Origin of the sequence: Sphaerospermopsis sp. LEGE 08334 (assembly GCF_015207205.1) — a bacterium.
Classification (GTDB): domain Bacteria; phylum Cyanobacteriota; class Cyanobacteriia; order Cyanobacteriales; family Nostocaceae; genus Sphaerospermopsis.
In genome coordinates, this window is record NZ_JADEXH010000046.1 from 23,088 (window position 1) to 45,742 (window position 22,655).

The 22,655-nt window shown below is 38.8% G+C and carries 17 protein-coding genes and 2 tRNA genes; 9 read left to right on the top strand and 10 right to left on the bottom strand.

The window, feature by feature from the left end:
* Positions 1–305: 305 nt before the first annotated feature.
* From IQ237_RS21360 to IQ237_RS21375, 4 genes are all read left to right on the top strand, one after another.
* A complete protein-coding gene (locus IQ237_RS21360) occupies positions 306–512 on the top strand; it encodes a hypothetical protein (protein WP_194058853.1) in 207 nt (68 codons plus the stop codon).
* Positions 502–891 (top strand): type II toxin-antitoxin system VapC family toxin, encoded by a 390-nt coding sequence (locus IQ237_RS21365; protein WP_194058855.1) that lies wholly within the window; start codon positions 502–504, stop codon positions 889–891. The genes IQ237_RS21360 and IQ237_RS21365 overlap by 11 nt, the downstream gene beginning before the upstream one ends.
* A gap of 462 nt (positions 892–1,353) precedes the next feature.
* Positions 1,354–2,865, top strand: a complete 1,512-nt coding sequence (locus IQ237_RS21370) for an AAA family ATPase (protein ID WP_194058857.1) — start codon at positions 1,354–1,356, stop codon at positions 2,863–2,865.
* Between the two features lie 208 nt (positions 2,866–3,073).
* Positions 3,074–3,571, top strand: coding sequence for an SH3 domain-containing protein (locus tag IQ237_RS21375; RefSeq protein WP_194058885.1), 498 nt, complete (start codon positions 3,074–3,076; stop codon positions 3,569–3,571).
* A gap of 47 nt (positions 3,572–3,618) precedes the next feature.
* Here IQ237_RS21375 and sbcC read toward each other — a convergent pair whose 3' ends face one another.
* Complete coding sequence (gene sbcC / locus IQ237_RS21380; RefSeq protein WP_194058859.1) at positions 3,619–6,642, bottom strand: exonuclease subunit SbcC; 3,024 nt, start codon at positions 6,640–6,642, stop codon at positions 3,619–3,621.
* 403 nt (positions 6,643–7,045) lie between these two features.
* Here sbcC and IQ237_RS21385 point away from each other — a divergent pair, with 403 nt between their 5' ends.
* Complete coding sequence (locus IQ237_RS21385) at positions 7,046–7,774, top strand: hypothetical protein (RefSeq protein ID WP_194058887.1); 729 nt, start codon at positions 7,046–7,048, stop codon at positions 7,772–7,774.
* Between the two features lie 337 nt (positions 7,775–8,111).
* The gene (locus IQ237_RS21390) at positions 8,112–10,355 is read left to right on the top strand and encodes a pyridoxal-dependent decarboxylase (protein WP_194058861.1); all 2,244 of its coding nucleotides are present in this window, start codon (positions 8,112–8,114) and stop codon (positions 10,353–10,355) included.
* 221 nt (positions 10,356–10,576) lie between these two features.
* On the opposite strand, the gene IQ237_RS21395 is transcribed toward IQ237_RS21390, so the two are convergent.
* The 4 genes from IQ237_RS21395 to pds all read right to left on the bottom strand — a co-directional run bounded on the left by IQ237_RS21395 (position 10,577) and on the right by pds (position 14,726).
* Entirely contained in the window at positions 10,577–11,875 is a 1,299-nt protein-coding gene (locus tag IQ237_RS21395; protein WP_194058863.1) for an ABC transporter substrate-binding protein, read from the bottom strand.
* 201 nt (positions 11,876–12,076) lie between these two features.
* Positions 12,077–12,168 (bottom strand) — tRNA-Ser (locus IQ237_RS21400).
* Positions 12,169–12,370: 202 nt separating this feature from the next.
* On the bottom strand, positions 12,371–13,303 hold the full coding sequence (gene crtB, locus IQ237_RS21405) for a 15-cis-phytoene synthase CrtB (protein ID WP_194058865.1): 933 nt from the start codon (positions 13,301–13,303) through the stop codon (positions 12,371–12,373).
* On the bottom strand, positions 13,287–14,726 hold the full coding sequence (gene pds / locus IQ237_RS21410; RefSeq protein WP_194058867.1) for a 15-cis-phytoene desaturase: 1,440 nt from the start codon (positions 14,724–14,726) through the stop codon (positions 13,287–13,289). The genes crtB and pds overlap by 17 nt, the downstream gene beginning before the upstream one ends.
* A gap of 245 nt (positions 14,727–14,971) precedes the next feature.
* Between pds and nagZ the strand changes: the two genes are divergently transcribed.
* Positions 14,972–16,051 carry a beta-N-acetylhexosaminidase gene (gene nagZ / locus IQ237_RS21415; protein ID WP_194058869.1) on the top strand — a complete coding sequence of 360 codons (1,080 nt, stop codon included), beginning with the start codon at positions 14,972–14,974 and terminating at the stop codon, positions 16,049–16,051.
* A gap of 85 nt (positions 16,052–16,136) precedes the next feature.
* Here the strand turns inward: nagZ and IQ237_RS21420 are convergent, their stop codons facing one another.
* Positions 16,137–16,358, bottom strand: a complete 222-nt coding sequence (locus IQ237_RS21420) for a hypothetical protein (RefSeq protein ID WP_194058871.1) — start codon at positions 16,356–16,358, stop codon at positions 16,137–16,139.
* A 572-nt stretch (positions 16,359–16,930) separates the two neighbouring features.
* Between IQ237_RS21420 and IQ237_RS21425 the strand changes: the two genes are divergently transcribed.
* Together IQ237_RS21425 and topA are read left to right on the top strand one after the other, a co-directional pair.
* On the top strand, positions 16,931–17,080 hold the full coding sequence (locus IQ237_RS21425) for a hypothetical protein (protein WP_194058873.1): 150 nt from the start codon (positions 16,931–16,933) through the stop codon (positions 17,078–17,080).
* 55 nt (positions 17,081–17,135) lie between these two features.
* Positions 17,136–19,301, top strand: coding sequence for a type I DNA topoisomerase (gene topA, locus IQ237_RS21430; RefSeq protein WP_194058875.1), 2,166 nt, complete (start codon positions 17,136–17,138; stop codon positions 19,299–19,301).
* 464 nt (positions 19,302–19,765) lie between these two features.
* Here topA and IQ237_RS21435 read toward each other — a convergent pair.
* The 4 genes from IQ237_RS21435 to IQ237_RS21450 form a co-directional block, all read right to left on the bottom strand.
* A tRNA-Lys gene (locus tag IQ237_RS21435) sits at positions 19,766–19,837 on the bottom strand.
* 283 nt (positions 19,838–20,120) lie between these two features.
* The gene (locus IQ237_RS21440; protein ID WP_194058877.1) at positions 20,121–20,705 is read right to left on the bottom strand and encodes a hypothetical protein; all 585 of its coding nucleotides are present in this window, start codon (positions 20,703–20,705) and stop codon (positions 20,121–20,123) included.
* Positions 20,706–20,804: 99 nt separating this feature from the next.
* Positions 20,805–22,061: a glycoside hydrolase family 10 protein gene (locus IQ237_RS21445; RefSeq protein WP_194058879.1), complete on the bottom strand. Its 1,257-nt coding sequence runs from the start codon at positions 22,059–22,061 to the stop codon at positions 20,805–20,807.
* Between the two features lie 374 nt (positions 22,062–22,435).
* Positions 22,436–22,655, bottom strand: a 220-nt coding sequence (locus tag IQ237_RS21450) for a zinc ribbon domain-containing protein (protein ID WP_194058881.1), incomplete at its 5' end; no start/stop codon positions are given.

Genomic DNA, 22,655 nt, shown 5'->3' on the forward strand with positions numbered 1-22,655 from the left:
TGAAATAATTATACTCAAGAATTTTTCATGATCAAGAGCGATCGCCCTATTTCCAAAATCAAAAGATATTATCAAGTTAACAAAACCAACTAAAAACCCCTCTCAAACTCTCTTCCCTTCGCTTCCTTCGCGTCTTCGTGGTTCATTCCTCCTTAACCTCTGCCATTTTTAGTAATTTCCACAGTAAAGCAATAGCTAAGAAGAGGAAAGCAAACGCAGATAGCAAAGTCATGAGAGAGATAAAATCAGATAAACTAGAAAAAAGCAATACCGATTTATTTTTATTGATTTAAGGGTTTCAATATATGACAAAACGTGAACAACTAATCCAAGAACTAGAAGAAACTCCTGATGATATCGTACAACTTTTACTAGATTATTTACATCGTGTGAAAGCTACACGCAAAGAACATCCCTTAGCTAAATTTGCAGGAATTTTAAGTGATGCAGAAGCAGCAGAGATAAAACAGTCAATTGCTGAATGTCGGCAGGTAGATAAAAATGAGTGGTGAAATTGCTTTAGATACTTCTGTTGCAGTTCGTTTTTTAAATGGTGACACAGCAATTATTGAAAGAGTATTGGCTTTACCAGAAGTTATTTTACCTTTAGTAGTAGCTGGAGAATTATTATTTGGTGCTGAAAATTCATCCCGTCCATTGCAAAATTTACCTCGTTATTTAGAGTTTATTTCAAATTGTACAGTTGTACCTTTAGGACTAGAAACAACTGCTATCTATGCTAGAACTCGGTTACTATTAAAACGTAAAGGTCGGCCAATCCCAATAAATGATATTTGGATTGCTGCTCAATGTTTGGAAAAGGGGTGGATATTAGTTACAGATGATACAGATTTTGACTATGTGGATGATTTGGTATTGGAGCATTGGTAAGTGGTAAAGCAATACCTATTTCTTATGTCCCGTAAGGGATACGAGTACCGTCAGGGATACGCTATCAAACCTGCAATGGTTCATTACTCAGGAACATCCGTAAAGAAGGCGTTTTACTATGACAGATGAACAACGGGAACTCCTGCTCAAAGCTCAACAGAGTTGAGAAGCTGCAAAACGATAATATAAACTATCACCCACATCCGCCTGAGATTGAAATCTCAGGCTAATAGCAAAAGTCGTCTCAAGACGACTGATAAAATATTGAATTTTTGATAATTATTTTAGTCGGTTTTAACCGACTTCCGTTATGAGGCTGCATTGATTCCCAGAAGGATCTGCTTCTCTCCTCCTTTGCGTCTTTGCGTGAGATACAACCCATCTTCCTTCGCTTCCTTCGCTTCTTTGTAGTTCATTACCTTAAAAATAGGAAAATAACAAAAATTACCAAAAACCGAAATCATGAACTTCCGCGAAGAATTTAAACTCCTCCTCCGCGCTCGCTACCCCCTCATTTATATCCCCACCTACGAAGAAGAACGGGTAGAAGCTGCTATCCGGGAAGAAGCGACAAACCAAGGAAACCGCCCTGTGTATACCTGGGATTTTGTGGATGGATATCAAGGCAACCCCAATGATGCCGGCTTTGGTAAACGCAACCCCCTCCAAGCATTAGAATTTATTGAAAAATTACCCCCTACCGCCCCAGCAGTGCTAATTCTCCGGGATTATCACCGCTTTTTAGAAGATGTGGCGATCGCTCGCAAACTCCGCAACTTAGCCAGACTCCTGAAATCTCAACCGAAAAATATTGTTTTATTATCCCCACGCATTGCTATTCCTGACGATTTAACCGAAGTTTTAACGGTGGTGGAATTTCCCTTACCCGCAGCAGCAGAAATAAAAACCGAGGTAGAACGCCTATTACAACCCACTGGTAACGCACTTTCCGGTAAATTTATTGATGACTTGGTGCGTTCCTGTCAAGGTTTATCAATGGAACGGATACGCCGAGTTTTAGCAAGAGCTTTAGCATCCCACGGAGAATTACAACCAGAGGACGTTGATTTAGTTTTGGAGGAAAAACGCCAAACTATCCGCCAAACCCAAATCCTGGACTTTTATCCGGCAACTGAGCAAATATCTGATATTGGGGGACTCGATAATCTCAAAGATTGGTTAATTCGTCGGGGTGGTTCATTTACAGAACGAGCGCGACAGTACGGATTACCGCATCCCCGTGGTTTAATGTTGGTGGGGATTCAAGGAACTGGTAAATCTTTAACAGCAAAGGCGATCGCCCATCATTGGCATTTACCTTTATTACGCTTAGATGTGGGGCGCTTATTTGGCGGTTTAGTCGGTGAATCAGAATCTCGCACCCGGCAAATGATTCAAGTTGCTGAAGCCCTTGCACCTTGTGTATTGTGGATTGATGAAATTGACAAAGCCTTTTCTGGTTTAGGTAGTAAAGGTGACGCGGGAACAACTAGCCGGGTATTTGGGACATTTATCACTTGGTTAGCAGAAAAAACTTCACCCGTGTTTGTGGTTTCCACCGCTAACGATATTCAAGCTTTACCCCCGGAAATGTTGCGGAAAGGGCGATTTGATGAAATTTTCTTTGTTGGTTTACCCACTCAAGAAGAAAGAAAAGCCATTTTTACTGTACACTTATCCCGCTTGCGTCCCCATAACATCAAAAGCTATGAGATTGATCGGTTAGCTTATGAAACTCCTGATTTTTCCGGTGCAGAGATTGAACAAACGTTAATTGAAGCGATGCACATTGGTTTTAGCCAAAATCGTGATTTCACAACTGATGATATTTTAGAAGCGGCTAGTCAAATTATCCCTTTGGCGCGAACTGCGGTAGAACAGATCCAAAAACTGCAAGAATGGGCAGCAGCGGGGAGAGCGCGTTTGGCTTCTAAGCATAGTTCTTTGAGCGATCGCCTCCGGCGCACTACGTGAACGCATACAACGCCAAATGTAATAATATTTTGCTGGTGACTGGGGAAGAAGGTGACAGGTGACAGGGAACAGGTGACAGTGAAGAAGAACTTTCTATGATTTCTGACTCCTTGATCTCCTGACTCCTTGATCTCCTGACTCCTTGATCTCCTGACTCCTTGATCTCCTGACTCCTTGATCTCCTGACTCCTGACTAAAAGATATGAAAATAATTTCCGGCTTTTTTAAACTTATACTTGGTTTTGTATTAGCGATCGCAGTTTTATTAGGTAGCGGACTCACAATAGCTCTCTATTTTGTTAATCGTACCGCTCTTCCTCCCGAAAAACCCATGTTTGCTAATGATAATCCTCAACCTAAAGTTGACAAACCAAAAGTCACTCCGGTAAAAGCTACATCCACCTCTAAACCTACTCCTACTAGCAGTCCTAAACCTAGTCCTAGTCCTACTCCTACTCCTACTCCCACTGAATCACCTGATACCTTACCACCAGGAGCTTATCAAGCTATTGTAACTTGGCCGCAAGGGTTGAGTATGCGAGATCAACCAGCCTCAGATGCACAAAGTATTGGTGGTGTTGGTGGTAATCAAAAAGTGATTATCTTAGAAGAAAGCGCGGATAAAAATTGGCAAAAAATTCGCATTGCAGGTACTGATAAAGAAGGTTGGGTGAAAGCTGGTAATACTAAACGAGTGGAAGAATAATTCTTGATCTTTAGGGAACAGGGAGTTCACTTTCAATTTGATCATGATTAAATTGACAATGATAAATGTGAACCTTGCTGATTTTTATTTACTTCAATCCGGGCTTGAAATGCTTCTTTGAGGTGAGGAATGTGTGTAACAGTGAGAATACAAGCAAAATCAGCAGATATCGCATTTATGGACGCAATCAGGCGATCGCATCCTTCTGTATCCTGTGTACCAAATCCTTCATCTATAATCAACAACTGCAACGCTGCACCCGCACGTTGGGCTAATAATTTTGCTAATGCTAAACGAATCGCAAAATTAATCCTAAATGCTTCTCCACCCGAATAAGTTTCATAAGCTCGTGTACCCCTTGCATCAGCAATTAAAATATCTAACGTATCAATCAACTTGGCATTTTTCCGCGTTGACTTACCACTTCTTCCCGCTTTCTGAGTAACAAATTGTACGTGCAATTGATTCGCACTCAACCTCGACAGGAGTAGATTTGTCTCAGCTTCTAGTTGGGGTAACACATTTTCAATCATCAAAGCTTGGATACCATTTTTACCAAAAGCTTGCGCTAATTCCTGATAAACTCGCTGTTGCTGTTTACAGTATTTTAATTGTTCTTGTTCTTGCTCATATTGATTTTGCAACAGTTCTAACTGATGTATCTGTTGTTCTAAACGCCCCAAATAAGCAATTTTTTCATCCATTTCTCGGCGAAAAATGGCTATTTTCTGCTCTAACGCCTGAATTTGCTCAACAGGATTCGCACTAACTTTTAATTGCTCTACAATACTATTCATTTCAATCGCAAGTTTTTGTTGATCTGCTGACCTGCTCTTATAAGCAGTTGTTAAATCCTCCAATCTTTTCTGAAGTTGGGGATATTGCTGTTGAGCAGATAATAACTGCTGATAGGGTAACTGCCAACATTGAAACTCCTTAACACCTTTACGAATATTACTATGTTGCTCAGAACTGTAAGCAATTTCTGTAATTTGGGTTTCTAGTGCTAATATTCCTCTTGCTATCTCTGAATTTGTTTGTTCTGATGCTATTTGCGCCTTCAATTCCTCAATCATAGCTTGCAGCTCTGGTTTTCTCGCTGCTATTTGAGCTTGTTTTTTCTTGGCATCTTTAATCTGGACTTGTTTAATTTCTGCCCATCGTAAGGTTTCTACTACACTTCTAGCTAAAGCATGATCTTGTTCATTGTAATTCAGTTGTTTGATATATTCATCTAACTCTTGAATTTCTGCTTGTTTATCAGGTGCATAATCACCTTCTAAAGCAATCTGTAACTTTTCTTTCTCTGTTAAAACTTGTTGTAGTTGCGTTTGCAGTTCAGCCGACGCTTGTAACTGGGCTGCTAATTTCCCCTTTTTTTCCCTTAAAGCGTCATAATTTGCTACTTGCTGCGATATTTCTCGATATTCCTGCCTTAATACCTGAATTTCTCGGTCAGAAACTGCCATCTGTTCCCGCAGTACCCAAAATTGTCCTTGAGTATCTTCATATTCTATTTGGGTTTTTTGTATTACTCGATGCCAGTGATTTTCATCCAAAGGATGTTCACACAAGGGACATAAAGCATTAGGATTTTGGAGAAGTTGTATTTTTTGTTCTAAGTCTCCTAGTAATTTTTCGTAGTCTTTTTGATGAGCTTGTAAACGTTCTATAAAATGGCGACGTTCATGTCCTTTGTCCTGTACCCTTTGCAAATAAACTCGCTTCTTTTCCAACTCTTCAATTTGCAAATCTACTTCTATCACATCTTGTTGTAACTGGGATTGTTTGCGAATTTGAAATTCAATTTGTTTTTCTCTCTCTTGTAACTGTTCTAAACTTGCTAATAATCTACTATGGATACGTTCTAATTCAGTTTGTAAATTTGCTCTTTGTTCTAATAAAGGTTTGACTTGTATTTGCAAATTTTCTAAAGAGTTAAGATGATCACGTGCAGCAGATAATTGAGATAAAGCTGTTTCAATTTCTCCAGACTTTTTCAAAATTGGTTTAATTTCTTGTTGTTCTTTTTCTAAATTATTTAATTCAGCTTCTGCTGCTTGTATTTTGCGTTCAATAGATTGAATTTGTTTATCCAGTTGCTGTTGTTGTTGTTGTTTTAAAGTAATAGCGCGGGTATGTTGTTCAAACTTAATAGCAAAAACTTCTTCTTGAGATTGCAAAGTTTGAAATTGAGAGTATCCAGCTTGAATTTGGTCGGATTGATGTAAAATAGATTCTAAAGCTGCCAATTGGGATTTGACAGCTAACTTGTCTTGATTTAGGCGATCGCAATCTTCACTAAGATTTTGATATTGCTGTCTGACAAAACTCAGTTTTTCCTCTAAATTTTGGCGTTGACTGTGAATAACTTTCAAACTTTGTAATTGAATATTATCAGCAGCTTGCTGTTGTTGCAGATGATTGAGTTGAACTTCTAAATCTGCTTTTTCTGCTGTAGTTGGTTCCCGTTGTTGAAGTTGAGATTTAATATTATCCAAAGAACGTTCTAACTCTTCCGCCCGTCCTTTATACTGTTTAGAATTATCCTTAGCCTTTTCTTCCAACTGATCATATTGATTAAGTTTTAATAACTCTGCTAAAATTTCCTTCCGTTCCGTGGGACGCTTGAGCATAAACTCATCCGCCCGACCTTGGCGCAAATAAGCAGAATTAATAAAAGTCTCATAATCAAGCTTGATATGTTGTAAAATCACATCTTGGGTTGCTCGCATCCCCTTACCAGTCAGAGGCCGAAAACCAGCCGGAGTTTCAATTTGAAATTCCAAAACGCTAGTTGCACCCCGGACACGGGTACGAATCACCCGATATTTTTGTAAATTATTGTAGAAAGTAAAATCAACTCTGACCTCTGTTGCGCCAGAATAGATCACATCATCTTCAACAGTGGCACGGCTTTCACCCCAAATAGCCCAAGTAATAGCTTCCAGCAGAGAAGATTTACCCGCACCATTAGAACCACAAATACAAGCCGTATGCAAACCGCCAAAATCTAAAATTGCATCACGGTAACTCAGGAAGTTTTTTAGGATCAGTTGAACTGGAATCATTGAGGCTATAGTGCCATATCTACAATTTCTATTATTAACAGTACAGATGCACTTTGTGTTAGTTTAACCATATAGATATTAGCTTTCTACTCTGGAAAACATCTGATTACAAAAATTTACAACTAACTAGGGAATCGGCAATAGGAAATCGGGAACAGGGAAAAGCCACCCCTCTTGATAACTTTTGTAACTTGTACATCAGTGCTATAAATCATCTATCAGATTCAGGATTCACCATATTCATAATCTATCCTGAGATTCTAATTGCTTATGTCAAATTAAAGATGTAAAAAATGTTTTTTTGGTTTTAAATGTTGAATATTGCTCAAATTTGTTACATTAAACCCACAGCAACAAAATATCTGTTGTCATCATAATTCATGTAGGAGTGAATGTGAATACTATGTTTCTACGTAAACATTTTGTTTGTGTGCCAAGTCTAGCCGCCCTGACAATTTTAGGTAGCAGCGTTTGTGCAACTGCTCAGACAAACCAGCCTGATACCGCTATCATGTCTGAAGTACAGCAATTTCCCAATGTCGCTACTCTAAAAACGACTCATCGGACAATCATACCCGTTCCAGGGACAGTAGCTACCTCATCAACAATCTTGACTGCGGAAAATACAGAACCTACATCCCAACCATCTGCGGCTCAAGTCACACAGCCGAAAGAAATAGCACAAGCAGATATTGATCTAGGAAGACCTACCCGTGGTGGTAGTAGCTATGTTGGCGTTGCTGGCAATATCGGGTTAAGTGGCGGATCTTCAGCCTTGGGCGATGGTAATTTTACAGTCATCAGCAAAGTTGGTTTCACCAGGACTCTATCAGTTAGACCATCGGCCATTTTAGGGGATGATACTGTATTTCTCGTTCCCCTAACTTATGATTTTTCCTTCCAGCCCATAGGAGATCCATTTAGTGAACCTTTACCCATAGCTCCCTATGTGGGAGTTGGTGCAGCTATTAAAACTGGTAACAACTCGGAAACTGCTGTCATGGTGACAGGTGGTGTTGATATACCTCTAAATAATAGATTCACTGCCACAGCCGCTATCAATGCAGGATTTTTTAATCAAACTGATGTCGGTTTGTTAGTTGGTGTTGGGTACAACTTTGGTGGATTCTAAGTAGGTTAACTACCCAGATCCTCAACTTCTTTAAGAAGTCGGGGATCTATCCAGTATCCAGTATATTAACGTTTTATTTCTTGCAAGGCAGCAATAAAAACATCAATTTTTGAACGCGTATTATAAAAATATAAACATTATTATCTATAAAAAGTAAATTAATACTTATTTCTAGAGATAGAGTTAATGCAAAAAAACAAAGTTTACCGTAAAAGGATCAAGAATTTTACAAAAATAAGTTACTTCCGGGCATCCTGCCCGCTAATTATACAGGTTATACAGGGCTGGCAGGATGCCTACCCCACAATATGAGATACTTGATTAAATAGGAATAATTATGGTTAGACGTATAGTTAAAAACTTCAGCTTTAAAGAAATCAAAAAAACTGACGACGGTGCATTATCTATTGGTAAATTTACTAATGTTCCTGATATTAACCCACCACAACCACCCGGCAATATTGCTAATTGGTTTTTAGGTACACGGGCGGAAAATGGGGAAGAATTTAAACAACTTATTGCCCAAGCTGTGGATCATATTATTGATTATCGGCAAAGTTATTTACCAGGTGATCCAGAAACAATTACTCAGGATGTTAAAGCTGCTCCAGAATATCAAACAGGAATGCAAGCTTTAAGGGATGTCTACAATCAATTGTTACAGCATTTGCGAGAATATGGTACGCCATATTTTAGTATGCGTTATCAAGGTCATATTCTTTGGGATACTACTATACCGGGAATGCTGGGTTATTTTGCTGCAATGTTGCATAATTCCAATAATGCCACCATTCAAGCTTCTACTGCTACGACTTTATTAGAATTACAGGTAGGGCGTGATTTATGTGCAATGATTGGTTTTCCTGAAACCGATAAAATTGAACCTTGGTGTCATATTACTGCTGATGGTTCTATTGCTATTAATGAGGCGACTTGGGCAACAAGAGAATTAAAATTCTTTCCTTTTGCTGCGAAAAAAGCTTTACAAAAACAACCAGCATTAGCTAAAGCTAAAGCATTAAAAGTGAGAATTGTTGATGGTAGTCAACCAAAATTATTAGAAGCTACTTCTTGGCAATTATTTAATATTTGCATGGATGATATTTTGGCTTTACCGCAGCGAATTTGGGAATTATGCGGTGAAAGTGAAAATATCAAAGATGTTTATGATGTTTGGGATTTGATTATTCCTTATAATCTCAATGCACGGGGCTGGTTGGAAATGAATTGTTCTTGTTTTGCAGATGTAGGTAAAATGAAAATTATTGCACCATCTTCTAAACATTATGCTTGGCCAAAAGCAGCAGCAGTTAATGGTATTGGCACAGATAATTTAATTGATGTTTTTGTTGATGCTGATGCAAGATTAGATTTAGGAAGGTTGAATAAAACTTTAAATCAATGTTTAGAAAATCGCCATCCAATATTGTTAACTTTGGCGGTTTTGGGGAGTACGGAAGAAAGTGCAGTTGATCCCATAGATGGAATTTTAGAACTAAGAGAAACCTACAGGAAAAAGGGTTTAGAGTTTAATATTCACGTTGATGCTGCTTGGGGTGGTTATCAAATTTCTACTATTCGCCGTGATTATAATTTTGAAGAACAAAAATCACCTCTATTTATTGATGATTATAGTCAAGTGATGTTTAATGAACACACTATTAGGCAATTTAAACGTCTTCGAGATTGTGATTCTGCTACTATAGATCCTCACAAATCGGGGTATATTCAATATCCGGCTGGTGGTTCACTTTATCGCAATAGTTTATTAAAACATTTGACAACTTTTACTGGCACTTATATTGGTGGTTCTAAATCTATTCGTCCTTTAGAACCATCGGTAGGAATTTACGGTTTAGAAGGTTCAAAACCTGGAGCAGCAGCAGCTTCTGTTTTTCTTTCTCATCAAGTAATTCGTCCTTCTGTAAGTGGCTACGGTAAGATTATTAATCAAGCAATGTTTAATGCCAAACTGTTTTATTTGCGGTTACTTTTTATGTCCGCAGATACAGATAATTTTATCGTTGTTCCATTACCACGTTTACCCATTGATCGCAGTGATAATAATATTAATTTTAATGGTGAACATGAGCATTATATAGCCCATTTGCGTCAAAAATTACAGGGAAAAAATCAAGCCCAAATATTCGCAGATCCGGAATCTATGGCATTATTACGGGAAATTGGACCTGATCAAAATATTCTCAGTTACGCCTTTAATTTCAAACATTGCGATCATCGTCTGAATGATAATGCTGATTTATTTAATGAGTTGAATAATCAAATTTATGATCGTTTTCACATTCATTACTATCAAAGTGGTGAAGCAGAAAATATTCACAAATATCAATTCATGCTAACTAGAACTATTTTTAGATTAGCAGATTATGGTGAGACATTCATTAATAATTATGCCCAACGTTTAGGACTGGCAACAACTCCAGAGGAAATGTCAATTTTGCGATCAGCAGTTATGGATCCTTATTTAAGTGATTTACCTAATGGGGGATCATTTTTTGATGAAATTATGGAATTGATTCGCCAAAATGTCACTGAAATTATTGAACAAAATTTTCGTTAATTAATTCCGCTGTTTCAATCCTCTCCCTTGAAGGGAGAGGCAATTTTTACAGGTCAAAAGTCAAAAGGTAAATGATTCATTGTTATAGCCGTAGACAGAGTAATTAGGACATCAATTGATCATGAAAGTCTGACTACAATAGGGTTTTACTCCTAACTCAAGAGGGCAACCACAGGGAGTTGCCCCTACGACTGACTCCTAACTCCTGCTGTCATTGCTCATTATTGAGGACTAACCTTGTCTATCACCTTGATTTTACCGTCATCTCCTACGGTCCAAACATCATAGACACCAACTACATCACCGTTAGCATCAACATCTACATTACCGCTTGCGCCTTGGTAGTTGATTTTTTGCCCTTCTTTCAGTAGCTTCAGTCCTTCACAGACATCACTAACTTCTGTTCCTTCACCAGCAGCAACTTCTCGAAGTTTACCAGCAATACCTACACCTGTATTTTCTTTAGCTGCTTGGGCTGATAATACCAACAAAGCCGCTGCATCCCAAGCTTGAGGTGCATATTCTCCTGGTGAACTGCCTTTTTTCTCTTGCCACAATTTCTTAAATGCTTCTAATGCTTTACCATCAGAACCAGGAACAGTACCAATAGCCCCAGTTAACAGATATTTGCCATCAGGACCTTTACCCACTTGTTCCGGGAAAGTATCTGATTTTACTCCGTCAGTGAGCATGATCTGTACTCCTTTAGCTACACCTTGCTGGTAAGCAGCTTTGAGGAATAAACTACCTGTTTCGGCATACATGACTGCTAATACCGCATCTGGTTTACCTGCAAAAGCAGCAGCAGCTTCAGTATCAAAGGTTTGGGCTTTGGGATCGTAACGAACTGGTTTATCTTTATTAACTACTGTTCCACCTAATTTTTCAAAAGTTTCTACAAATGCTTTTTCAAAACCTACACCATAGTCGTTGTTGATGACGACGGTAGAAACTCGTTGAAAACCTTTTTTCTTCGCAAGTTGGGCTAAAGCTAATGCTTGGTAAGTATCTGGGGGAGCAGTCCGCGCCCAATATCCTTGAAAGTCACCTTTTTGCGCTTTTTCGGTAAATACGGGACTGGTGCTACCAGGGGAAATTAACATGACTTTGTTAGGGGTAGCAACGGAAATGGCAGCGGTAGAAACACTACTAGCAAATGAACCCACGACACCAGCAACTTTATCTACTGTGGCTAGTTTGGTCATACCTGCTGCACCAGCTTTAGGATCAGTTTGATCGTCTACTTCTACTAAGGTGACTGGTTCACCGTTAACACCACCACAAGCGTTGACGGTTTCTACCAGTAGGGGAACTGAAGCAACCATTTGTTGACCGATGGAAGCTAGGTCTCCGGTTGTGGGTAATAAAGTACCGATTTTTAACCCTTTACCTGTGTTAGTTGCGCTGGTATTGTTGTTATTTGCTGGGTTTGTAGTGGTGGTATTTTCACAGGCGGACATCAATAGGCCGCTAAATATGGTAACTAAACTCAGAAACAGGGAAACACTGAATTTTGGCATATTTTCCTTTCACTCCTCTATGTTGAGGAGCTTGAATATCAATATATTAAACTAACTCGTCAGTTTAGCTGGAAATGACTCAAGCTCCAAGAGGTAAATAATAACATCAAGCTTTGAATATGTTAGAATTTATAGTCAATATAAAAAAATACCCGGCTGTTTCTTAAAACCCAGGTAGTTTTGATGATTATTGATTTTAAACGGAGAGGGAGGGATTCGAACCCTCGGATGGACCTTACGATTCCATCAACAGATTAGCAATCTGCCGCTTTCGACCACTCAGCCACCTCTCCAGAGGTAACACTATACTATATTAGCAGTGGTTTTTTGGTTCGTCAAGAGATATTTTGTGATTTGTTAGGGGACTGGGGACTGGGGACTGGGGACTGGTGATTCTATTTTGGATTTTGGATTTTGGATTTTGGATTGTATTTCATGAATCAAATCTAAAATCTAAAATCTAAAATTCTCCTACCTCCTGCCCCCTGCCTCCTTCTATAACACTTGCGATCGCATCCAAGCAACTGGTAAGGTACGTAATTTTTGCCACTGAGGAACATAAGCACGTTGACTGAAAACTTCATAATCATTGCGCTCAATTACATCTAAAATCTGTCCATAGAGCATAGATGCTGCCCACACTGGCCAACGGGCATCCGGGTCAAGATAAGTAATTCCCTTATCGGCTTTAGTATAAAATTCCCTAGCTCGTTCAATTTGAAAACGCATTAGGGAACGCCAACGTTCGTCTAATACACCTTGGAAAAGTTCTTCTTCGCTATAGTTGAATTTAGCCAAGTCTTCTAGGGGAAGATAAATTCTACCCCGACGTGCATCTTCGCCCACATCACGAAGAATATTAGTTAGTTGGTTGGCGATACCCAGGGCGATCGCTTCATCTATGGGTAAATAAGGTTTTTGATTCCGATGCCAAGGGGCTGTGTAGATGCTGGTATCTACACCCATAATTGTGGTGGACATTAAACCCACTGTTCCAGCAACGCGGTAGCAATAGAGATACAAATCCTCAAAGGTTTCATAGCGACTGCGGTATAAATCCATGCGCTGACCTGCAATCATATCCCGAAAAGGTTGAATATCCAAAGGGAAATGTTGCAGGGTATCTACTAAAGCGACATCGTAATTATCTAATGGGTGTCCAGCAAAAATTGAGTCCAGTTGCTTTTCCCATTGTTCTAAAGTTTCTGGGGTGGTTCTGGCAGCAGCAGGACCATCTACTAATTCATCTGTACGGCGACACCAAGCGTATATTGCCCAAACAGATTGACGCTTTGCCGGACTCATCAGCAATGTACCCAGGTAAAAGGTTTTGGCGTACTTGGCTGTGAGTTCTTGGCAAAGTTTGTAGGACTCGTCTACAGAGACCAGCGTTTTCATGCGCGGGGGGGATTCAGGCAGTTGCAGCATTCGTTGCGGGCGGTCGAGTTAGCGTTTGCAGGTTGGAAGTATTGGCTACCGATGGCGCTTGAGAGATCGCCTGTGCTGTTAGCTTACCAGAAAGCACTGCACCTTCCATACTGCCTAGATAGCGTTGCATGGTATAACTTCCGCTTAAAAAGAAGTTGGCTATAGGGGTTTTTTGGTCTGGGCGGTACTGTTGACGACCAGGGGTAGCTGTGTAAACTGAACGGGGCGTTTTGACGACATGAGACTTCAGCAGTTTTGCTGGGTTGTCTCCTGTAAAGTGGTCAGGAAAGAGTTTTTCCAACTCGGCCATAGTAGCGGAGATGATTTCCTCATCAGATTTGCTAATCCAGTCTTTGGCAGGTGCGAGAACTAATTCCAGCATTGAACGATCCGGGTTAGCATATTCCCGACAGGTGTTACTCATATCAGCATAAACGCTGAGGAGGGGCGATCGCGAAAATAATAGATGATCAATATCTGTTAATTTCCGATCAAACCACAGATGCAGGTTAATTACTGGTACACCTTCTAAACCGTCTAATTTCTGGAAAAATTCCATTTTTTTCCAAGGTTCTGGCAACATAACTTTTAATGGGTCAACTGACATAGCTGAAACGTAAAAGTCTGCTGTCACTTCTTCATCTGGTTTTCCATCTAAACCCCGCAGTAGGAAACCTTTGACTGTACCATCAGAGTTCAGCAAAATCTCTTTTAAGGGAGCATTGAGTCTAACTTCTCCACCCCGTTCGGTAATGTAATCTACTATGGGTTGGCAAAGTCTTTCTGTGGGTGAACCATCTAAAAAGGCAATTTTTGATCCGTACCGTTCTTGTAAAAACCGATTGAGGGCGGTTAATAAAATTGTAGAGGAAACTTCTTCAGGGTTGATAAAAGTTAAGGCTTTGGAAGCAGCAATAAATACATCACTGGCGACTCTTTCACCTATACCTTGTCTTTTTAACCATTCAGCGAAGCTGTATTTGTCCATGTCCTCTACATACTGTTGACCCCGCACGATCGCAGGAAACAAACCAATGGCAAAACGGATCTTTTGTTCCCAGGTCAACATATCATTGTTTCGCATAATGGAAGCAATGATGTTAAATGGTGAGGGAATGTCAGGAACATCAAAACGGGAGAGAGTTCCTGGTTTATCTGGTTGGTTAAAAATCAGGGTATGCTGTTTCCACTGGAGTCGGTCTTCAATACCTAACTCTTTGAGTAGTTGCAGCATATTGGGATATGCCCCAAAGAAGGCGTGTAAACCGGTTTCGTACCAGTCGCCATCTGAGTCTTTCCACGCTGCTACTAAACCACCGAGTACATCCCTCCGTTCTAAAACAATGGGAGTGTAACCCTCATCTACTAGATATTTAGCGCAGGAAAGTCCTGCTAAACCAGCGCCGGCAATAGCTACTCGCATTTAAACCTACTGTTTTCAATATTTCTTAATAGTTTTGTCGTTTTCATTATACTTTGCATTCTGTTACATTTGGCATGGCTTTGAGAAATAAGGGAACAGGGAACAGGGAACAGGGAACAGGCAAGAGGCAAGAGTTGAAAAATTAATTCTTTATCCTGACTCCTGACTCCTGACTCCTGACTCCTGACTCCTGACTCCTGACTCCTGCCTTCTGCCTCCTGCCTCCTGACTCCTGACTCCTGAATATGAAAGATTTACAAAAATTCGGTAATCATTTAATTTTCGGTGTTTCTGGTACAACTCTTAGTGATGATGATAAGCGGGCGTTGAATGAGTTAAAACCCGTGGGGGTGATTTTTTTCACTAAAAACTTTCTTGATGGTGTTCCTTATCCAGTTTGGTTAAAAGGCTTTGAAAATTTACTTAAACAAATTAGAGAATATACTGAACGAGAAACGCTGTTAGCCAGTATAGATCATGAAGGTGGAAGGGTTGTCAGAACTCCATTTCCTATTACTCGCTTTCCTTGTGCTTATTTGGTGAAGTCGCAAGCTTATGAAGTAGCAAAAGCCACAGCGTTAGAATTAAAATCACTGGGAATTAATCTTTCTTTTTCCCCTGTCGCTGATATTTTTTCTAACCCCCAAAACCCTATTATTGGACCCCGTGCTTTTGGTATCACTCCCAAAACTGCTAGTCAGAGTGCGCGGGAATATTACCGGGGACTCAGGGAAGAGGGTATTCTTGGTTGTGCTAAACACTTTCCTGGACACGGAGACACTAGCACAGATTCCCATTTAGAGTTGCCAATATTAAATTTAAGTTTAGAAGATTTACGAAACCGAGAATTAATTCCTTTTCAAACATTAATTCAGGCACAAATCCCGCTAATTATGACAGCGCATATTTTGTTCCCGCAAATTGATCCAGAAGTTCCAGCGACATTATCTACAACCATTTTAAATCACATTTTACGCCAAGAATTAAATTTTCAAGGTGTGATTGTTTCCGATGATTTAGATATGAAAGCTGTTGCGGATATGTTCATGCGTCCGGGAACAGTTGCCCGAGCTTTTAATGCTGGCTGTGATTTATTTATAGTATCACGAAATATCAATTCTTCATCTTTGGAAAGAACTTATAAAATAGCCGAAGATTTTGCTAATTGTTTGAGTAATGGTAGTTTAAATGAAGAGATTGTAGAAAGTGCGAGAGAGAGAGTAGAAAGTTTATTAAAAATAACCCCTCAATATCCAGTTTATCAACTGGAAAAAGAGGTTTTAGTTAATCATGCAGAGTTAGCGATTACTTGTTGTTTAGAGTAGACAGACCCCCGATTTTCTAAGGAGTCGGGGATTTGCATATTCAAGGGAATTGGATTAAAAGCGTGCCACATTTATTTTTTATTTCCTAGTCTTCCCAGCCTTGGTATTGAGCTAACATTGCTTCTTTATCTGTGATGTTACCAATTTCTGGGGGACTTAAATAAGCAATACCTAAAGCTTGTAGATATCTGCTGTAATTGAACTTAGTTTTATCCTCTTTACCACCTTGTTCACTTTGTCCACCGTTAATATTAGCAGCAGTTTCAGGGCTGAGATCAGCAAATAATTCATTTTTGATGTTTAACATCAGTTTTTCTCCAAAATTCACCTGGGAAATAAGGTTAGTTGAAAAATAATTTTTGTTATTCAACTAATCGCTTGATTTCTATAGTAAATTTAATAATTTTTAATTACCTCCGAATTAGATAATTTAATTTAGGTACTAATTTTAATATTGTCCAACTGCTGCGAGTTATTGAGATTAATATAAAAAATCTCTGACATATATAACGTAAAGTTTACGTTTTCAGTAAATAAGATTTGGCTGATTTCTCAATAAGCGAGTTATTGAGAAATTAGTGAAAAATATTAGCTGTTAAATGCTGTAAGCATTGTGTGGTAATGCTTCCAATATTTGCATTTACTAATATCAATTTTTCTATCTCAGTAATATTTGGATGCAAGCTGGTTATGGATTAAGCCTTAGATGAGAAAATGTAATATTTATTAATATACAGCACTTTCCGGTGTAATGAGGTACACTTTGGGGGGCAGATGGCCACCCCACAAGAGTTTCATGATGATAATTTGTACCTCATAATAACGAAATCTGCTGTAAAAGGATGTTTTAAAAGTCCCTCTTAGAGTGATTTTAATCAAATGCTACCAAAGGATAAATTTGCGTTTGAAAAAAGAACATTAAATTTAGCTATATCATTTTGTTTTGTCGGTGATGTGGGTTATGATACCGATGATATGTACAATCGTGAATATAAATTTGAAGATGGTAAAAAAAATCTATGGTTTTGACTTTAACCCATGATCATAATTAATTCAATACTTTTCGGTTAAGGTTTTTTACGCTATGCCCAAACGCCTCTTAGTGGTTGAATCACCCGGTAAAGTCAAAAAACTGAGTCAAATTCTCGGTACAGATTGGATAGTTCGCGCTAGTTGTGGACATATCCGCGAACTCAGTAACGAGGGTGAAGATTCGCTAGGATTTACAATGGAAGGTAACAGTGTCCGCTGCCATTATATCCCCCGTGACCAACGCGCTAAAGAAACCATTCAACAACTCAAAGCTGCTGTTAAACAAGTTGATGAAGTCATTTTAGCAACAGACCCAGACCGAGAAGGAGAAACCATTGCTTGGCATCTTAAAGAAACTTTAGGATTAAGAGAACCCAAGCGAGTAGTTTATACTGAGATTACACCATCGGCGGTTAAAAGTGCGATCGCTCATCCTAGAAAACTTGATTCTAACTTAATCGGTGCGGGATTATGTCGAGATTGTCTCGATAAGCTAGTAGGATACAAAGGTAGTCCCCTAGTTTGGGCATTAAATAACGGTGCAAAAAGCGTCGGTAGAGTCCAAAGCGCGACATTACACCTCATTTGTCAGCGCGAAAGAGAAATACAAGTATTTGTCCCCCAAGATTATTGGAGTGTGTGGGTAGATTATCAAGAAGGATTTCGCGTTTTTTACAAAGGTACAGCTAACACTCCCACAGAAACACCAGAAACGGAAACGGAAACCCACGATGATGCAGCTAGTAATAACCCAGAAAAACCAGAATCTAAGCGGGTTTTATCAGAAGCAGAAGCAGATAGATTAGTTGCAGAAGCTAAACAACATCCCCATAAAGTCATCCAAGTTGAAGGTAAACTCACCCATCGTCAACCGCCTCCACCTTTTACCACTTCCACCCTACAACAAGCAGCCGGTTCTAAACTGAAATTTGCCCCGGAAAAAACTATGCAGGTGGCACAGAAGCTATATGAGGCGGGTTTAATTACCTATATGCGAACAGATTCAGTGATGTTGAGTCCTGAATTTTGTGCCAGTGCGCGTAAGTGGTTGGAAGAACATGATCCGCAAAACGTACCACAACAAGTAACAAAACATCGTAGTAGCAAAACAGCACAAGAAGCACACGAAGCAATTCGTCCTACAGATGTATTTCGTCCTTCGGTGCAGTTGCGGGCAGAATTACCTGAAGATGAGTTTAACTTGTATGTGATGATTTGGAAACGGGCGATCGCCTCCCAATGTCGTCCTGCACAGGTGAGAAAAACTCTAATAATTACTCAATCAGGTAATATTTTATGGCAAGCTAGGGGACAGGTTGTAGAATTTTATGGTTATGCGAAATATTGGCCTAATTTGGGTAAAGATGCCGTTTTACCAATTGTACAACAGGGGCAAAAATTAACTTTAGAAAATGCCGGACATGAAAAGAAACAAACCCAACCACCACCAAGATATAGTGAACCAAAACTGGTACAATTAATGGAAAGAAAAGGTATTGGTCGTCCTAGTACCTACGCGCCTACAGTGGCTACATTAAAGAAACGTAATTATATTGAATTAATAAAAGATCATCTTCATCCTACAAGTTTAGGGTTAGAAGTTGATGATTTTTTACAAAAGGCATTACCAGATTTATTAGAAGCAGAATTTACCGCCAAGATGGAAGCCGAATTAGATAAAATTGCTGAAGGTAAAAATTCCTGGCAATCTTATTTAACTACTTGGAATGAAAGTTATTTTGTCCCTGCGCTGTCTCAAGCTAAAACTGTGGTTATTAATTCAGGAAATATAGGTAATAATCATGGTAAAGTTGAGCGTAAATATGACAGTTCAAAAACTAAATGTCCTGAATGTAGTAACTTTTTAGCGAAAATTCCTAGTAGTAAGGTGAAGAAGAAATACTTTCTTAAATGTGTGAGTGGGTGTGAAAATATTGTTTTGTTTTGGAGTGATTTTCATAAACGTTGGGAAGCACCGAAAACTAAAACATCAGCAGATGAAAAGACTAATAAACCGGAAACTAAACTCACATCTTATCCTTGTCCGGTATGTAAGAAACCGTTGGAGGAGTATAGTTATATTAAAGATGGGGAGAATAAAACTATGTTACGGTGTTCTGGTCAAGATTCTTGGAAGGATAAAAAACATAAGGATGCGGCTTATTTTCATACTGCAAAAGGGTGGTGGAGTCCTAAGTTTGGCAATTTGATCATATAATTGTCACAAATTAGGATGTATAGGACTTGAGGATTTTCAGGATGTTGTTTATTAGTTGTAGTTAAAACTTTTTAAAATAGTTTCTAATTTAATAGATGTTATAGTAAGTAGGGCTTGCTGATAGCGTAGCGTGGCGTTAGCCATATAAATCTGAAAACTTTACAGGTACAGGGTTTTAGCTAGGGAACAGGGAACAGGAAAGAAGGCTTTCAGTATGTACTGAGTTCTGTTCAAAAATCAAATAGGAGTCCTATATCCTACCTTCCGCACCCCCCGGTGTCACAATCGGTTTTTTCGTAATTTCATTACGACCAAATGTTGTATTTTGTACCAAAGATAATGAATATTGGTAGGCGATCGCCAATTCTAAATCTCCAAATGACCAATTTTCGTTGTGTGACAGTTGAGGGTGCGGAATGTGGGCTATATATATGTTTTTAAATACTGATTTTGCATGAAAGCAGTGGGTGATCTGAGATTCGAACTCAGAACCAGCGGATTAAGAGTCCGATGCTCTGCCGTTGAGCTAATCACCCATCAATAAAAGTTATAATAGCAGACTTTTGAGGCTGGCGCTAGTGGGGCAGTTAAAAAACTGGATGCAGGGGAAATTTAACAGTGAAGGTGATTTGCTGATTTAACCCTGCTAGTAACCAGACTTATGTAGATTTTCCCTCAGATTTCCCTCAAGTTAACTGTGGAGTGAGGGAAAAATGAGGGAAGACTCAAACCAAGATACAGTAAGCAATTTATTGCTACATTAGATGAAGCTGCTTCTGATTAGTTATTAGTCATTAGTTAATTCTACCCAATCACCAATCACCGAAACAACCTGTAAGCACTGATTCCTGTAAGGATACCGACTACCAACCAGGTAATAGCTAAACCGACAACTTCACCTAAAAATAACTGTGTCCAATGACGTAAAAATATACCTATAACCGAACCAATACTGAGAGCTACTGCCCAACTTGCGCAACTGAGGAACATCCAACACCATCCCCAAGGGAGTGATGAGGGAATAGCTAACCACCATTGTGCCAGTCCAATTACTATACCACCAATACCCCCGGAAATAATTCCAAAGAAGATGCGGAAATAAAACAACTCTGTTGATAGTACAAACCAACCCACAGCACCAACACCGATGGTAGTGATGAGTACCCAACCTAAGACTGTGGAGATCATCCAGCTTAAAGGTAAAATTTTTTGTCTGAGGAGATAAGATTGGGGAAGGGCGATCGCAAATCCACCAATAGCAACATCTAACACTCTGACATCAGACTTGTCACCAATTTCAATCAAAAATAAACTGAAGATAAAACTACCTAAAGTAGTCAAACTCCACATCAAAGTAAAAGTATACAATTTACTAAATTTATTTTTGATAGCGGCTAATTCCATTTTATTTTTGGGAAATTATACTTTATTTAACACAACTGACACAAAACAGAATAAAAGTAGGGGTAATTCATGAATTACCTCTAAGCAAGAATAGGGTTTTTAGTCCAATCTGACGTAAGTTCTATTTAAATTTAACGGTTTAACAGCCTTATTGGCAAACATCTCTAAAAAAGCCTTACGTCGTTTTTGTGGTGATTCAGGAGAGATGTAACCCCACAAACTTTCCCAATAGAAAAAAGAAAAGCCAAAAAATTTATGATCTCGCACAATTTGTACCTGTTCTTTAATACTTTTAATATCTACAGGACTAAGTAAAGTTCCTGTAGAAATGCCAATGCTCACAGGAATCTTCTTCATTGCTAATTTTACCGCAGGTTTTTCAATTTCGGCAATAAAAGATTTTTTATCATCTCGATATACTTGCAAAATCAACTCATCTATCCAACCTTTATTTACCCAATTTTCCCAATCTTGTAAATAGTATTTATAGGCAAAATACTGAGAATTGGGAGAAAGTGATATTTTCACTTGTGGCTTAATTTTTTTGACTGCTTGATTGATTCTGCCCATAAAATTAGTAATTTTATCTGCCCGCCACCGCATCCATTTTGCATCATAAGGATCAGTTGGTGGAGTCTTTCCTAAATGTTCTTTTTGGTAGAGTTTAACTGTAAATGAATCATAGCCAAATTCTACAGGCATTCCAAAGTGATCATCAACTTGAATGCCATCAACATCGTAATTTTTCACAACTTCTAAAATTAAACCTAATATAAATTCTTGCACTTGGGGATGGAGAGGATTTAACCATACCTGCCGATTAAAAATACCATTCTGGTTAATTTCTTCTGGCAGATTTTCATGAACAGAATTTATGCCTTTTTGCCCACTGGTTAACCATTCTGGACGTGCTTTTGCTAAGGCAGAATTAGGGGGAGTCATAAACCCATATTCAAACCAAGGAATCACGCTTAAATCTTTATTTTTAGCCAATTTTATCAACTTTGCTAAAACATCGTTGCCGCGGTTCATTAAATTCAAAAATGGTTCAGTATTTTCGCCAGTAATACCTTGGGCAATTTTACTTTTATAGAAAGTATAACCTCTGTTCCATACTACTGGATAAATAGTATTAAAATTCAGTGCTGCTAATTGGTTTATAGCTCTTTCCATACCCCAAGGTACAAAAAGCACACCACTAGCAACATTAGTCAACCAAACACCGCGAACTTCTGTAGTTAAAAAACTTGTTTTTTGAGAAATAACAGAAGTTGAAGAAATCGGAAATATGGTTAAGCTGAATATAAAACCCAAACAAATTAAGAAGGAAAAACAACGATGTATTACCCTATTCATCTGCTAAATAAACTTAGGTTACTCATCAGAAGTGTTGAATGTTAAGATTTTCAGGATTTTGTCCAAGTTATGCATTGGTATTAGTGATACCAAATTTGAGCAATTAATCTAATGGTAGGCTTTTTCTCCCATTATATAAATGACTTTTTACTACTACTATCCCCTTATCTGTTTTACCAATTTCTCCAATAGACATCTCCGGAGATTAAATAAGCATAACCTGAAACCCTTGGTAGGGACAATTCATGAATTGTCCCTACATCTTTTTCGGAGAAGTCCAATATATTGTCTTCCCACGCCTTCGGTAAAGTTACCACTTTTCTCCTGAATTATCAATTATCAAGCTAAATCCGATACAAAAAAGCTAACTAATGCTAACAAGAGCCAGCTTTTTCTTCCTGCTTCACCCTAGAAGTGTCGGCACTATCTAGTCCACAGGCTAACACGGTCAATCTGACCGCTTCTTGTTGTAAATTCATCGCAGCGTTTAAATCTCTGTCACTCTCAAAGCCACAACTATCACATTTAAACACTCTTTGAGACAATGATAGTGATGGTTTTTTCGCACCACATTTAGAGCAGGTTTTACTACTG

Coding starts and splice junctions, on each gene's coding strand:
- IQ237_RS21360 (WP_194058853.1), top strand. CDS start 306: ATGACAAAACGTGAACAACTAATCCAAGAACTAGAAGAAACTCCTGAT.
- IQ237_RS21365 (WP_194058855.1), top strand. CDS start 502: ATGAGTGGTGAAATTGCTTTAGATACTTCTGTTGCAGTTCGTTTTTTA.
- IQ237_RS21370 (WP_194058857.1), top strand. CDS start 1,354: ATGAACTTCCGCGAAGAATTTAAACTCCTCCTCCGCGCTCGCTACCCC.
- sbcC (WP_194058859.1), bottom strand. CDS start 6,642: ATGATTCCAGTTCAACTGATCCTAAAAAACTTCCTGAGTTACCGTGAT.
- IQ237_RS21385 (WP_194058887.1), top strand. CDS start 7,046: ATGTTTCTACGTAAACATTTTGTTTGTGTGCCAAGTCTAGCCGCCCTG.
- IQ237_RS21390 (WP_194058861.1), top strand. CDS start 8,112: ATGGTTAGACGTATAGTTAAAAACTTCAGCTTTAAAGAAATCAAAAAA.
- IQ237_RS21395 (WP_194058863.1), bottom strand. CDS start 11,875: ATGCCAAAATTCAGTGTTTCCCTGTTTCTGAGTTTAGTTACCATATTT.
- crtB (WP_194058865.1), bottom strand. CDS start 13,303: ATGCTGCAACTGCCTGAATCCCCCCCGCGCATGAAAACGCTGGTCTCT.
- pds (WP_194058867.1), bottom strand. CDS start 14,726: ATGCGAGTAGCTATTGCCGGCGCTGGTTTAGCAGGACTTTCCTGCGCT.
- nagZ (WP_194058869.1), top strand. CDS start 14,972: ATGAAAGATTTACAAAAATTCGGTAATCATTTAATTTTCGGTGTTTCT.
- IQ237_RS21420 (WP_194058871.1), bottom strand. CDS start 16,358: ATGTTAAACATCAAAAATGAATTATTTGCTGATCTCAGCCCTGAAACT.
- IQ237_RS21425 (WP_194058873.1), top strand. CDS start 16,931: ATGCTACCAAAGGATAAATTTGCGTTTGAAAAAAGAACATTAAATTTA.
- topA (WP_194058875.1), top strand. CDS start 17,136: ATGCCCAAACGCCTCTTAGTGGTTGAATCACCCGGTAAAGTCAAAAAA.
- IQ237_RS21440 (WP_194058877.1), bottom strand. CDS start 20,705: ATGGAATTAGCCGCTATCAAAAATAAATTTAGTAAATTGTATACTTTT.
- IQ237_RS21445 (WP_194058879.1), bottom strand. CDS start 22,061: ATGAATAGGGTAATACATCGTTGTTTTTCCTTCTTAATTTGTTTGGGT.